The 12,909-nt window shown below is 62.5% G+C and carries 13 protein-coding genes; 4 read left to right on the forward strand and 9 right to left on the reverse strand.

Annotated elements, in window-relative coordinates; translation table 11 throughout:
• Positions 1–17 precede the first annotated feature (17 nt).
• The 4 genes from RMO89_RS17625 to RMO89_RS17640 all read right to left on the reverse strand — a co-directional run bounded on the left by RMO89_RS17625 (position 18) and on the right by RMO89_RS17640 (position 2,878).
• A complete protein-coding gene (locus RMO89_RS17625; RefSeq protein ID WP_409035579.1) occupies positions 18–602 on the reverse strand; it encodes a fasciclin domain-containing protein in 585 nt (194 codons plus the stop codon).
• A 77-nt stretch (positions 603–679) separates the two neighbouring features.
• Positions 680–1,375, reverse strand: a complete 696-nt coding sequence (locus RMO89_RS17630; RefSeq protein WP_310534782.1) for an anti-sigma factor domain-containing protein — start codon at positions 1,373–1,375, stop codon at positions 680–682.
• Entirely contained in the window at positions 1,372–1,935 is a 564-nt protein-coding gene (locus RMO89_RS17635; protein WP_310534783.1) for a sigma-70 family RNA polymerase sigma factor, read from the reverse strand. Before RMO89_RS17635 ends, RMO89_RS17630 begins: the two co-directional genes overlap by 4 nt.
• Positions 1,919–2,878, reverse strand: a complete 960-nt coding sequence (locus RMO89_RS17640; RefSeq protein WP_310534784.1) for a cation diffusion facilitator family transporter — start codon at positions 2,876–2,878, stop codon at positions 1,919–1,921. Before RMO89_RS17640 ends, RMO89_RS17635 begins: the two co-directional genes overlap by 17 nt.
• Positions 2,879–3,225: 347 nt before the next feature.
• On the opposite strand from RMO89_RS17640, the gene RMO89_RS17645 reads away from it, so the two are divergent.
• Positions 3,226–6,048 (forward strand): TonB-dependent receptor domain-containing protein, encoded by a 2,823-nt coding sequence (locus RMO89_RS17645; RefSeq protein WP_310534785.1) that lies wholly within the window; start codon positions 3,226–3,228, stop codon positions 6,046–6,048.
• A gap of 77 nt (positions 6,049–6,125) precedes the next feature.
• On the opposite strand, the gene pdeM is transcribed toward RMO89_RS17645, so the two are convergent.
• Positions 6,126–6,800: a ligase-associated DNA damage response endonuclease PdeM gene (pdeM, locus tag RMO89_RS17650; protein WP_310534786.1), complete on the reverse strand. Its 675-nt coding sequence runs from the start codon at positions 6,798–6,800 to the stop codon at positions 6,126–6,128.
• 44 nt (positions 6,801–6,844) lie between these two features.
• On the opposite strand from pdeM, the gene hemF reads away from it, so the two are divergent.
• Positions 6,845–7,711, forward strand: coding sequence for an oxygen-dependent coproporphyrinogen oxidase (hemF, locus tag RMO89_RS17655; RefSeq protein WP_310534787.1), 867 nt, complete (start codon positions 6,845–6,847; stop codon positions 7,709–7,711).
• Positions 7,712–7,728: 17 nt separating this feature from the next.
• On the opposite strand, the gene RMO89_RS17660 is transcribed toward hemF, so the two are convergent.
• Complete coding sequence (locus tag RMO89_RS17660; RefSeq protein ID WP_310534788.1) at positions 7,729–8,376, reverse strand: methyltransferase domain-containing protein; 648 nt, start codon at positions 8,374–8,376, stop codon at positions 7,729–7,731.
• A gap of 88 nt (positions 8,377–8,464) precedes the next feature.
• Positions 8,465–9,718: a glycosyltransferase family 2 protein gene (locus RMO89_RS17665; protein WP_310534790.1), complete on the reverse strand. Its 1,254-nt coding sequence runs from the start codon at positions 9,716–9,718 to the stop codon at positions 8,465–8,467.
• Between the two features lie 105 nt (positions 9,719–9,823).
• Here RMO89_RS17665 and RMO89_RS17670 point away from each other — a divergent pair, with 105 nt between their 5' ends.
• On the forward strand, positions 9,824–10,345 hold the full coding sequence (locus RMO89_RS17670) for a glucuronosyltransferase (protein WP_310534791.1): 522 nt from the start codon (positions 9,824–9,826) through the stop codon (positions 10,343–10,345).
• Positions 10,346–10,386: 41 nt separating this feature from the next.
• Positions 10,387–10,809, forward strand: a complete 423-nt coding sequence (locus tag RMO89_RS17675; RefSeq protein WP_310534793.1) for a glycosyltransferase — start codon at positions 10,387–10,389, stop codon at positions 10,807–10,809.
• A 23-nt stretch (positions 10,810–10,832) separates the two neighbouring features.
• Here the strand turns inward: RMO89_RS17675 and RMO89_RS17680 are convergent, their stop codons facing one another.
• Both RMO89_RS17680 and RMO89_RS17685 read right to left on the reverse strand, forming a co-directional pair.
• Positions 10,833–11,576 carry a WecB/TagA/CpsF family glycosyltransferase gene (locus RMO89_RS17680; protein WP_310534794.1) on the reverse strand — a complete coding sequence of 248 codons (744 nt, stop codon included), beginning with the start codon at positions 11,574–11,576 and terminating at the stop codon, positions 10,833–10,835.
• 133 nt (positions 11,577–11,709) lie between these two features.
• Complete coding sequence (locus RMO89_RS17685) at positions 11,710–12,909, reverse strand: glycosyltransferase family 4 protein (protein ID WP_310534795.1); 1,200 nt, start codon at positions 12,907–12,909, stop codon at positions 11,710–11,712.

The raw sequence follows: 12,909 nt of genomic DNA on the forward strand, positions 1-12,909 counted from the left end.
CAGCGCCAGGGGATCGATCAGCGCGGAATGAACACGCCGTTGGTGACGTGGATCACGCCGTTCGACTGCAACACATTTGCCTGAGTCACTGTCGCCTTGTTGCCCATGGCGTCGGTAATCACGATGGCCTTGCCCATCATGCGCGCGGTCAGCTTCTGGCCCTGGACGGTGGCGAACTCTGCCTTGCCGCCGCCCGCCTTGATCATCTTGGCGAGGTCGGTGGAAAGCACGCGGCCAGCAACCACGTGATAGGTCAGGATCTTGGTCAAGGTATCCTTGTTCTCAGGCTTGACCAGCGTTTCGACCGTGCCGGCGGGCAGCTTGGCGAAAGCAGCGTTGGTCGGCGCGAATACGGTGAATGGTCCGGGGCTGGACAGCGTTTCAACGAGGTCCGCGGCCTTGACGGCGGCGACCAGCGTGGTGTGGACCTTTGAGTTGACGGCGTTCTCGACGATGGTCTTCGTCGGATACATGGCGGCACCGCCAACAATCGGGGCCTTCATGTGGTGGCCGGCAAGCGCCGGGCCAGAAACGGCGAGCGAAGCCATGCCAAGGGCGGCAACGACGCCAAAAATTTTGGGGGTGAGCGACTTGCGATACATCCTGAAATCTCCTGCATTCCGCAAGGCCGGGGGTGCCTTGCGAGCGGAGTTACGCAGCCGATCGGCCTAAGGATGCATCAGGTCGGGGAAAATTTTGTCGTGGCCACAATCGGCCCGGCTGGACGGCCTTGCGAACCGCCCAGCGGCTCACGCGTGAGAGCCAGAGTCGCGCCGTCCCGCAGGCGGGCGGCAAGGTCGTTGGATAAGTGCAGCCGTACCGACTTGTCCGGCGCGACCAGGCCGAGCGAGATCGTCTTGCCTTCGGGCGGCACCAGCCACAATTCGTGATCGTGCACCCCGTCGCCGGGCAGGCCGGCAGCATCGACCAGCAGGTCGCGCTGGGCGGGGAGCCAGGTCACGCCAAGGCGCGCAGGCGTGGACGGCAAGGTAAAGCTCGCCACCAGCGGCGCGGCAGGTGCTTCGGCCGGACGCGGCGCGAGGACCGGCGACAGGACAACCAGCGCCAGCGCGCAGGCGGCAATTGCCGATACCGCCGCAGCGCGCTGCCAGGTGCGCAGGCGGCGCTGAAGAACAGCGATATGCGCGCCGCCTTCGGGCCGGGCCGAAAGCTCGGCGGCGATGCGATCCCACAGCTGCTCAGGCGGCGTTTGCGCTCCGATGGTATCTAGCATCGCGGCGAATTGCTGCTGCCAGTCTTCAACCTGCCGGGCAAAGTCCGCGTCTGATGCGGCGAGCCCGCGCGCGGCGATCAGCTCTTCGCCGTCCAGCAGCCCCAGCGCCAGTTCGGCGGCAAGATAATCGCGTTCGGTCATGCTTCGAGACACAGCTTGAGGCGGGCAAGACCGCGCCGGACCCATGATTTCACCGTGCCCAGCGGCACGTCCTGCCGGGCAGCAAGATCCGCATAGGTCACACCATCGAAAAAGGCCGTGCGGATCACGCCGCGCTGTCGCTCTTCCAGCGTTTCGAGGCAGGTGTGAATGCGGTCGTTATCCTCACCTTCGATCAGAGCGGCTTCGGCCAGCGGCGCCCCATCGGCAACGTGCTCGGCAGCTTCAAGCGGCGCGCTCGCATCAACCCGCCGCCGCCGGCGAAGGCGGTCGATCGTGCGGTTGCGCGCGAAGACGGCGAGCCAGCTCACCGGGCTCGCACGCGCCGCATCAAAGCGGCCAGCGACATTCCACAAGTTGACGTAGACGTCCTGCAAGGCGTCCTCCGCTTCACCCCTGTCACCCGAGATACGCAGGCAGATGCCAAAAAGCTTCGCCGAAGTTGCGCGATAGACAAATTCGAGCGCCTTGCGGTCGCCCTTGGCAATGCGTCCGATGGCTTCGGCCAGTTCAATGCGGGCGGTGTCAGCCCGCGTGGTCATGTCCAGCCTCGTGCATACGGGCAGCATGGCATGGACCATCGGCGGTTTCCACCTGGAACGTCGCGTGGTCGATGCCGAAATCGTGATCGAGCGTATGGGCGAGGTCGCGCAGGAAGGCATCACCGGGATGGCCGCCGGGTATGATCAGATGCGCGGTGAGCGCGGTTTCCTTGGTGCTCATCGGCCAGATGTGCAGGTCATGCACGGCCGTCACGCCCGGTTGGCCATCAAGTAGGGCGCGCACCTTGGTGGCATCGATGCCGCGCGGCACGCCGAGCAAGCCCATCTTCACCGCTTCACGCGTCAGGTCCCAGGTTGACCAGCCTATCACCGCGACGATCAGCAGCCCGGTCAGCGTGTCGATCCAGATAAAGCCGGTCCACAGGATCAGCAGCCCGGCGACCACCACCGCCGCCGAAACTGCCGCATCACCCATCATGTGGAGGAAGGCGCCGCGAAGGTTGATATCGTGCTTGCTCCCTCTGACGAACAGCATGGCAGTGAGCGCGTTGATCGCGATGCCAATGGCAGCGATGATCATCATCGTCTGGCCGGCGACGGGTTCGGGACTGAAGAAACGGCGGATCGTTTCCGCCCCGATCGCGCCGATGGTCAGCATCAGCAGCGCCGAATTGGCCAGCGCGGCAAGGATCGACGAGCTCTTGTAGCCATAAGTGAAGCGTTCCGACGCCGGGCGGGCCGAAAGGCTGTCAGCAGCCCAGGCGATCAGCAGGCCAAGGACGTCGGACAGGTTGTGCCCGGCATCGGCCACCAGCGCCATCGAGCCGGAGAGGAAGCCATAGCCCGCCTCAATGATGACGAATGCGGTGTTGAGCGCGATGCCGATGGCAAAGGCGCGGCCATGTGAGCCGTGTCCGTGTCCGTGGTGATGCCCATGCGCGTGCCCATGATTCTCGCCGTAATGATGGTGATGCGCGCCCAAAAGTCCCTCGACATTCCGTTTCAGTCGTAACCGTTGCACAATTGCCGCAGTGCAGCAAGAATCGTAGAGCGCCTATTTGCGACCCAGAGGCGATATCGAGACAGACTTGCTCGATTGAGTTAAATTATTACCCGAACGGGGCTGCTGTGGAAAGGATATTCCAAACGGCCCTTCCTGCCTACAAGACTGTCAACAGGCTGTCATGAACGGGGTGTTCAGGTGGCGGGCCGGTGCTTGTATGAGCCCGGCAGAACCGGAATTACCGCTGATTCGCAGCACATTTCGGCGCGCATCTTTCGCCAACTTCCTCCTGGGGCACATCGGGGGGCAACCGGGGTTGAAAAACCATGCAGTTCAAGTCGTTCCTCGCCGTCACTGCGGCCACCGTTCCCCTCGCCTTCGGCCTTGCCGCACCTGCATTCGCGCAGTCGACCGGCACGATCGACTCTGAAAAGGAAATCGTCGTCACCGGCACCCGCAGCGGCGTGCAGGAAGTTGGCGGCATCTCCTCGCCCGATACCTCGAAGGCCAAGTCGGTCCTGACGAGCGAGAACATCCAGCGCCAGAACCCCGGTCAGTCGATCCTCGACACGATCAACCAGGTCCCCGGCGTTTCGTTCCAGAACAACGACGCATACGGTTCGTCGGGCGGCACGCTGAACATTCGCGGCTTCTCTTCCGACCGCGTCAGCCTCACCTTCGATGGCGTTCCGCTGAACGATTCGGGCAACTATGCGATCTTCTCGAACCAGCAGGTCGATCCCGAACTGCTCGAGCAGGTCAACGTCAATCTCGGCACCACTGACGTTGACAGCCCGACCGCCTCGGCGGCCGGCGGCACGGTCAACCTGCGTACCAAGAAGCCTGACCGCGATTTCGGCGCCATGCTCTCGGGCTCGGCTGGCCAGTACGATTTCATGCGGATGTTCGGCAAGATCGAAACCGGCGACCTGACCCCGGGTGGCATCCGCGCGTGGGTTTCGGCCTCGATGGCCCGCAACTCCAGCCCGTTCAACAATGTCGGCAAGGTCGACAAGCAGCAGTACAACGGGAAGCTCTACGTGCCGCTGGCAGGTGACGACTTCATCTCGATCGCCGGTCACTGGAACCAGAACCGCAACAACTTCTTCGGTTCGCTGCCCCTGCGCCTCGACACCACCCGCACCGCCACGGTCAACGGCGTTGCCAACGTAGTTGTTCCGCGCATCGTCGGTCCGCTTTCGCAGAACCGCTACCCGGCAAACGCGGACGAACGCCAGTACCTGGTCAACTACCCTTGCTCGATCGCCGTTGGCACCAACGGCGTTGCCGATGGCGTTGCCGCCTCGCGCAAGCCCGATGGTTCGGTTGACACCAATGGCGACTACGGCAGCTGCGGCACCGAATTTGACCGCCGTTTCAACCCATCGAACACCGGCAATATCCGCATCAACATGCGCTATTCGCTGGCTGACAACATTGTCCTGACGATCGATCCCAGCTTCCAGTACGTAAAGGCCAACGGCGGCGGCACGACAAACGGCTTCGAAGGTCTGCGTGACATCAATCCGGCTGGCGGGACTGCCGCAGTCCGCGGTAATGCGACCAGCTGCGCCACGGTTCCGTCGAGCGCGAATAACACCTGCGTCACCGGCTACCTCGGCGGCAATCCCTACTTCGGCCGTGACATCAACGGCGACGGCGATACGCTCGATACCGTCACTGTAGTGGCCCCCAGCCAGACCCAGACCAAGCGCTATGGTGTGATCGCAGGCCTGCGTTATGAGATAGACGATTCGAACACGCTGCGCATTGCCTACACCTGGGATCGTGCCCGCCATCGGCAGACTGGCGAAGTCGGCCTGCTGCTGCAGAACGGCAACCCTATTGATGTCTTCCCGGTCAATTCAGGACAGGCAGATTCGACAGGTGCAATCGTGCAAAAGCGTGATCGGCTGTCCTACGCCATCCTGCATCAGGTCTCGGGTGAATATCGCGGCGAATTCTTTGACAACCGCCTGGTCGTCAACGCCGGCCTGCGCATGCCGTTCTTTAAGCGTGACCTGACAAACAACTGCTTCACCAGCTCTGCCAGCGGTTTCGTTGAATGCTTCAGTTCGAACACCGCGCTGGGCACCACAGCGGGTTCGTTGAATCCCTATTCGTTCAACGCAACGAACAATGTCGTAACCGGCTGGGCCGCGCCGCAGAAGCGCGTCTACAACTACAAGAAGGCACTGCCGAACATCGGCTTCACCTACAACGTGGTCGACAGCTTCAGCGTGTTCGGTAACTTCAGCCAGGGTATCTCGGTCCCTGGCACCGATAACTTGTACAATGCCTTCTTCTACCCGGTGGGCACGCCGCCGGCGACGCCGGCTCCGGAAACGACTGACAACTTTGACCTTGGCGTTCGTTACAGGTCGGGCAACATCCAGGCGCAGCTTTCCGGCTTCTACAACCAGTTCCACAACCGTTCGGCACAGGCCTACGATCCGGAACTGAACCAGACCGTTTATCGTAACCTCGGTGACGTGAAGAAGTACGGCATGGATGGCTCGATCGCTTGGCAGCCGATGCCGGCTCTGACCTTTTATGCGTTCGGCTCGATCCTGAAGTCGGAAATCAAGGACAACGTCGTGATCGGCCGCAACAGCGACCTTTCGCCGATCTATGCCCTGACGGCCGGCAAGCGGGAATCGGGTGCGCCGAAGTACACGTTCGGCTTCACTGCACGCGGTGAAATCGGACCGGTCGAACTGGGCATAACTGCCAAGCGCACCGGCGAACGCTACGTCTACGACACCAACGAAGCGGTCTACACGGGAACGTTCGTGCCAACCGGTGCCAAGGCCTGCGCGACAGTCGCCAGTGTTCTGACTTGCGGTGCGCCGACGGCAACTGCTGTAAACACCAAGGTCTATGAAGCCACGGCAGCCGCCTACTGGCTGGTCAACCTCGATGCCCGCCTGAACCTCTCGTTCATGGGCCTCAACGACAAGACCTATCTGCAGCTCAACGTCTACAACTTGTTCGATCAGTTCTATGTCGGTGGTTTCGGCGGCGGCCTGAACCAGGCGCTGAGCGGCAGCATTTCGACTTCGACCGGTGGGGCAACTTACGGCAACGCCCCCAACGTCCAGATCGGCGCGCCGCGCACGATCAGCGGCACGGTGGTCTTCGCGTTCTGATCGGCGAAGACGTCACGAAAATCGGGAAGGGGCGCTTCGGCGCCCCTTCTTTTTTGTCTGACCGGCGCGTGGCGCTCTCAGGCCGCAGCCCAGAGCGGAAACTCGGCCACTTTGCCTTTCGTCGCGAGCAACGCCCTGATGCGCCGCGCGGGCTGAAGGGCAGAGAGGATCGCCGGATCGGCCGCATCCATCCCGCCGGTAAAGGCACCGAAGGCGGGCAGCACCAGCCGGTTCTCGCTGGCAACGGCGCAGGGTCGGACGATGTTGCGTCCGCGCACGGACAGCCGCAGGCGCGGGTGGAAATGGCCGGACAGTTCGGGCGCGGTTTCCCCTCTGCGCGCGTGATGTCGCAGGATCACTCCGCCGGTCTTTATCTCGCTGACCAGCGTTCCGCCCTGTCCGGGCCGCAGGCCTTCATCGTGATTGCCGGTGATCCACACCCAGTCGGTCGCCCGGGTGAGCGCCGCGAGCATCCCGGCGGCGTGAGGTTCCAGCCGCTGGGCACCGGCGTTGTCATGGAACGAATCGCCGAGGCAGAACACCCGCCGTGCGCCGGATTGCCCAACGGCGAGGGCAATCCGCTCAAGCGTCTCGCGGCTGTCGTAAGGCGGGATCATCTGTCCGATGCGCGCGAAGAAGCTGCCCTTCTCCAGATGCAAGTCCGCCACCAGCAAGGCATTTTCGCGAGGCCAGAATAGCCCGCCGCTGGCCAGCAGCAGCCATTCCTCACCAGCGAACGAAAAGGGAACCATGGCTTTCCCTTGCCCCAGCCGTCATCCCTTGGCAAGGGCAGGACATGACTGACTGGACCCCCATGACCGCCCGCGCCTCGGCCTGGTTCGAGGACCTGCGCAACCAGATCTGCGCCGAATTCGAAGCCATCGAACGCGAAGCCGGCTCCGACGCCGCGTTCCAATACGATCCGTGGAAGCGCAGCGAAGTCGATGGCGAAGGTGGCGGCGATACGGGAGGCGGTACGCGCGGCCTCATGAAGGGCAAGATTTTCGAGAAGGTCGGAGTCAATATCTCGACCGTTGTCGGCGACCTGCAGAAGGACTTTGCCGGCACCATCAACGGCGCTTCGGCCGAGCAGAACGCTTTCTCCGCCACCGGCATCAGCCTTGTCGCGCATATGGCGAACCCTCATGTGCCGGCGGTGCATATGAACACCCGCTTCCTGACGACCACCAAGGCGTGGTTTGGGGGCGGCGCAGACCTCAATCCGCCGCTGCCCTATGAGAACGACACCGAAGAGTTCCACGCCGAATTCCGTGCCGCCTGCATGAAGCACAATCCGACTTACTACGAGCGCTACAAGAAGTGGGCGGACGACTACTTCTACATCCCGCACCGGCAGGTCCACCGCGGCGTCGGCGGGATATTCTACGACCATCTCGAATGCGACGATGAATCGGCGTGGGAACGCAATTTCGCCTTCACGCAGGACGTCGGGCGGGCTTTCCTCGCTGTGTTCCCGCGCCTCGTGCGCCGCCGTTTGGGGCTGGAATTCACGCCGCAGGACAAGCGACAGCAGCTCGCGTGGCGGGGGCGCTATGCCGAATTCAACCTCGTCTATGATCGCGGTACGCTGTTCGGGCTCAAGACCGGCGGCAATATCGACGCCATCCTGATGAGCCTGCCGCCCGAAGCGGTTTGGGAATAGGCGCAGTTCGGGCTGAATCAGCCCCGCGTTGCGATCCACGACTTGGTCAGCCCGCCAAAGCGCTCGCGGCGGAATTCGGCGTCGGGAAACAGCTCGCGCATTTGCCGCCCAGTCACCAGCCGCGTGTCCTCGACAATCTGGCGGGCGAGCCGGCGGTCCGTGATCCGGCCGGCGGTCGCAATGCTGAAACGCGTCAGCAGTTCGGTGCGCACGGCCTCGGGCATCCAGTGGAAGAACGGTGCCTTCCAGAAATGGGGATCGATCGGGAACCACCAATTGGGCGTCTGGACGTAATAGGCCGGTGCCAGCCGGCGCGCTTCCCCGGCAAAGGCCGTGACTTCGTTCCAGCCGCCAACATGTTCTATCACCGAGTTCGAATGGACGATGTCGAAGGAATTGTCAGGCAGGTCGATCTTGCAGGCATTGCCCACCATGCACTTGAACGGGCCTTCGCCCAGCTCGGTTTCCTCGATGTTGACGATGGTGACGGTAAAGCCGTTGTCTTTCAGGAAATCGAGCCCGACGCGGCGCCAGTAGTCCGATGTACCACCGAGGTCGATGATCGACCGGCCATTGCGGAGCAGGAACTCGCGCAGGAAGTGGTCACGCTTGCTGCGCAGGCGATAGGACAGCGAAGTGACGTCCTTGGGATCATTCAGAGCCACGTTATCTCCAATTGATGCGAGGCTTATTTGCGCTGCCGAAAGCGCGCAGGAGCCATGTGATACCGAAACCGTTCAACACGGGCTCCATTCATGAGCCTTCCCCATCCCGGCGCGTCCGCGTCCAGACTGTCTGGCGCGACAGCACCAGTCCGGCATAGATCGGTAACTTGCGCAGGGCGTAGATCGGGATCTGTATCAGCGATTGCCATGGCAACGTCTGTCTGCCTTCGGCGATCCAGGCTGCAAACAGGGCGACGCCGGCCAAAGCAAGCAGGGCTGCAAGCGATATGGCCGGGGCCCAGCTTGCGCCCAGCAGTGCCAGGGCAATGACCGCTATCAGCACCATGGTGGCCAGCATGACCAGCAGGGCGAGCGGCGGAACCAGCAGATGCATGGCATAGCCGCACAGCCGCCGCGACCCGCGTCGCAAGCCCAGTCCCAGAAGGGGCAGCGCCTTGGTCATTCCGGTGATCAGGAAGCCGTGCTCCCAGCGCCGGCGCTGGTTGATGGTTTCCCCCCAGTTCGCCGAGGGGCTGGTGACAAGGGCATCTTCAACCAAGCGGCAACGCAGGCCGGCCCGCGCCAGTTCAAGCGTCAGGGCAAGGTCATCGACGATATTGTCGGTGGCCAGCGTTTCGCGGCGGAAGTGGCGCCATGGCAGAGCCATGCCCGTGCCGAACAACGATGAACTGCCGCTCAGCCGTTGCAGACCCCGGGTCCGCACAAGGTTCTTTACCAGCAAGGCAAAGTTGGAGACATCGACCAATCCGCCGGAGCGCGAGCGATCGAATTGCAGGTTGACCGACTGCGCCGCTTGCCCGCTGGAAAAGGCCACCGAAGCCAGAGCCTCTATTCCGCCCCTGGAGATTGCGCAGTCCGCATCAAGGACAATGACGACTTCGGGCGGATCGGCGAGCAGGTAATCATGGGCAAATGCCAGCGCAAATCCCTTGCCGCGCAAGCTCGGATCGTCGCGCACCAGCACTTCGCAATCATGCTTCCGGGCGATTTCGGCAGTGGCATCAGTGCAATTGTCGGCCACCACGATCCGCCGCACGCCCGGCGGACAGACGCTAATCAGGCTGGCGAGGCTTTCGCCAATGGTCTGCGCCTCGTTATGTGCCGGCATGATCACGGCCACCTTGCCAAACGGTGCCGGCGCGCGCGTGCGAATCGGACGCAGGCCAAGGATGCATTCAACCCCGAGAACCGCCAGACATATGCAAAAAGGAAGTACCGCCAGCCAGGCGACAAGATCGAGGATCGGCAATTTACGCTCCTGCCCAGGCGTTGCCTCGTCCTTGCCGCAAAGCCTGTTGCGGCGCAAGGATTGTAACAGCATGCTGCAAAGCGTTTGAAACCGTATCGAAATTGACCTGACTCAACCCACGGTATAGGTAATTTGGCTAGGGACGGCTTCAGGTGATGATCTGGCCGAGATCGCAAAATGCCTCCGAAGAAGGGTCGCACGGTTTTGAAGGATTCACGCGGACAAGGCCAGCCTGCCGATAAGCGTGTCCTCTGCGTGTCGTCCGGCGGCGGACACTGGCAACAGTTGAACGCGTTGCGCCCGGCTTGGGGCGGCGGGGCAATGGACGGCGGTGACGCATTCTATGCCTGCACGACACCAATTAGCCAGAAGAAGCTCGGGATTGCCCAATTCAAGCAGATCCCTGACTGCAACCGGAACACGGTAACGAAGATATTCTCTTCGATCCCGGCCTATGTCGGCCTGTTCCGTCATGTGCGGCCAACGACCGTCATTTCCACCGGGGCCTTGCCGGGCCTGTTCTTTATCGTGATGGGCAAGTTGACCGGCGCGAAAACCGTGTGGGTTGAAAGCATCGCCAATTCGGAGAAACTTTCGCTCAGCGGCACGGTAGCCAGCTATGTCGCCGACCGTTTTTTCGTTCAGGCCGAACACCTCGCGGATGGCAAGCGGCGCATCTATGCAGGATCGGTACTGTGATCTTTGCCATAGCCGGAACCCAGCTGCCGTTTCCAAGGCTGATGGCCGCGCTTGATGACATGGCGAAGCGCATCGGCCGCCCGATCCTCGCTCAGACTGCCGATCCCGTCTTCACGCCGCATACTATCCAAGCGGTCGACTTCCTGCGCGGAGCAGAGTTTGAAGACGCAATGGCCGGCGCGCGACTGATCGTTGCCCATGCCGGCATTGGCGCAATCATGGCTGCAGCGCACTTGCGCAAGCCAATCATCCTGATGCCACGCCGCGCCGATCTTGGTGAACATCGCAACGATCATCAGATCGCCACAGCGCGGCGGTTTGCTGGCGTTCCCGGCATAACCGTGGTGCAGTCACCCGAAGAACTCGAATCCGCGATCCGGGCCAGTGACTATCAGCCCGTGACGATCGGCGATCAGGCGCGACTTGGCACCTTGATCGAGGCGATATCGCAGGCCATCGGCTAGCCTGCGGCAATCGTGAGCGCTGCCTAGCGGCGAAAGACCTGTTCGCGCAGGATGATCGACAGGATCTGCGGTCCCTTGACGAGATAGCGGCGCCACAGCCGGCGCGGTTCGCTGGCCAGCCGATGCAGCCATTCCAGCCGTGCCCGCTGCATCCAGTGCGGCGCGCGGGCTTTCAGTCCGGCAAGGAATTCAAGCGAGGCACCGGTGCAGATCGCCACGGACCGGGCCTTGCCACGCTTGGCGATCTTCCGGCAGCAGACCTCGCTTTGCGGGCCGCCAATCGCGAAGATCACCAGCTTGCAAGGAACGGTTTCGACGAACCGTGCGATCTCGTCCTGCGCCACAGGATCGGAAAGCACGCCCATCGGCGGAAAATGCGCGCGCCAGACAAGGGCGGGATAGCGCAGTCTCAGCCGCGCGATCAGGTCTTCGTTGCCGCCGATCACGGCAATGTCATCGAACGGCGCATCGCCCAGTTCGAGGATCTTCTGCGTCAGGTCACTGCCGGGCAGGACCGACAGCTTGATGCCGAAGGGCTTGGCCAGCAACTGGAGGACCCGGCTGTCACAGACGCAAAGGTCAGCCTCGCGATAACTTTCCCAGACCTGCGCGTTGTCGCGGTCAGCGTGGAGTCGCACCAGATGATCGACATTCGGCGTAATCAGGTAGGAAAACCGGTCCAAGGCTGCAAAGACGCGCAAGGCATCGATCGTCGCCGCCTGATCGAGCAAGTCAAAACGCAGCGACAAGAACTCGATGTTGGGCACTTTATTGACCAGTCCAGACACACTTCGATCGCCCAAGAAGATCGCCCGCCTTTGCTTGTTGAGAAATGGCCGCGCGCTGGCAAATACAGTCGCAGCCAGGATAGCCCTGCGCGGTATTTGACAGATAGCTTGGTTAATTCAAGTCAATCCGCAGGCCGGCAATCTCGTCATGGGACGGTCTTGCCGCTGGTAAGGCAGATCGAATTGCACCGGCGAACGCATCCCGCACCGCTGCGAGGCCAAATGGTGCCAGACCGCCGGCTGCCTGAAAGGCGGCAAGGTCTGCCTTCAGACGTTCTTCATCGCGGTAAAGCGTCAGCAATCCGGCAGCGATCGCCGCCGTGTCCCGCGCATCGACCGGCAGGGCGAAGGAACAGCCTGCGAACCAGCCGTCCACCGCTGCGCCGCGCGGGTACAGGATCGGAGTGCCGGCCATCAGCGCCTCGATGAAGACCAGGCCAAAGCTTTCTCTCAGCGACGGCATGGCAAAGCCGCGCGCGGCGTGGATGCGCTGGAAAAGTTCGGTTCCGGGAAGGTGGCCGCCCAGCCCGATCGCTTGTCCGCAGTGGCGGCGGACCTGCGCCAGAGTTGGCTCGTCTCCGCCGCCGTAAAGGGTGAATTGCAGGGGCGGTTCCGCTTGCCGGGCGAGGGAGACGGCGCTGGCCAGCCGAGGCAGGTTCTTCAGCCGGTAATTGTGCAAGTGAAAGGCGCTGACCAACTCGCTGCCAGGTTCGGGGACGATCACGATGTCGTGCTCGGTCAGACAGGGAAGCAATACCGTGGGCCCGCTGCGCTGCCCGAGGATCGCTTCCGTCCGGGCCAGGGCCCATGGGGCGAAAGGAAAGACCACCGCCGCGTCATGGAAGATGCGGGCAAATTCTTCGCGCAGATCTGGGCGGGCGGACAGGATCTTGGCGTCGGTATTGCCCTGTATCGACAAGGCATAGGGCACGTCCAGCAGCTGCGCGGCGCGGGCGACGGCGATGCCTTCGACCGTCAGCTTGTGCCCGATGATCAGATCCGGGGGATTCCCTGCGCCGATGCGCTCGGCCAGTGACTCACCCAGCGCGCGCAATAGCCGCAGATGATGAATTCCGCGCGGAGGCGCAGAATAGAGGACCGAGCAGAGATCTTCGCGCTCGTCTCGGAAACGCACCTCCGGTTTCGGCCAGGGCCAACTGGCCAGCGGCGGGGTCACCCGGTTCAGCGAATAGATCTGCTGGTCCAAATCGCGCGAAACCGCCGCGACCAGCCGTGCGATGACCGGCGTTTTCTGCTGCCCGGACTTATCGGGAAAGTCGGCGCTGACGTGGATGAGAAACGGCTTTGCCAC

This window comes from Novosphingobium sp., from assembly GCF_031424035.1.
GTDB lineage: Bacteria > Pseudomonadota > Alphaproteobacteria > Sphingomonadales > Sphingomonadaceae > Novosphingobium.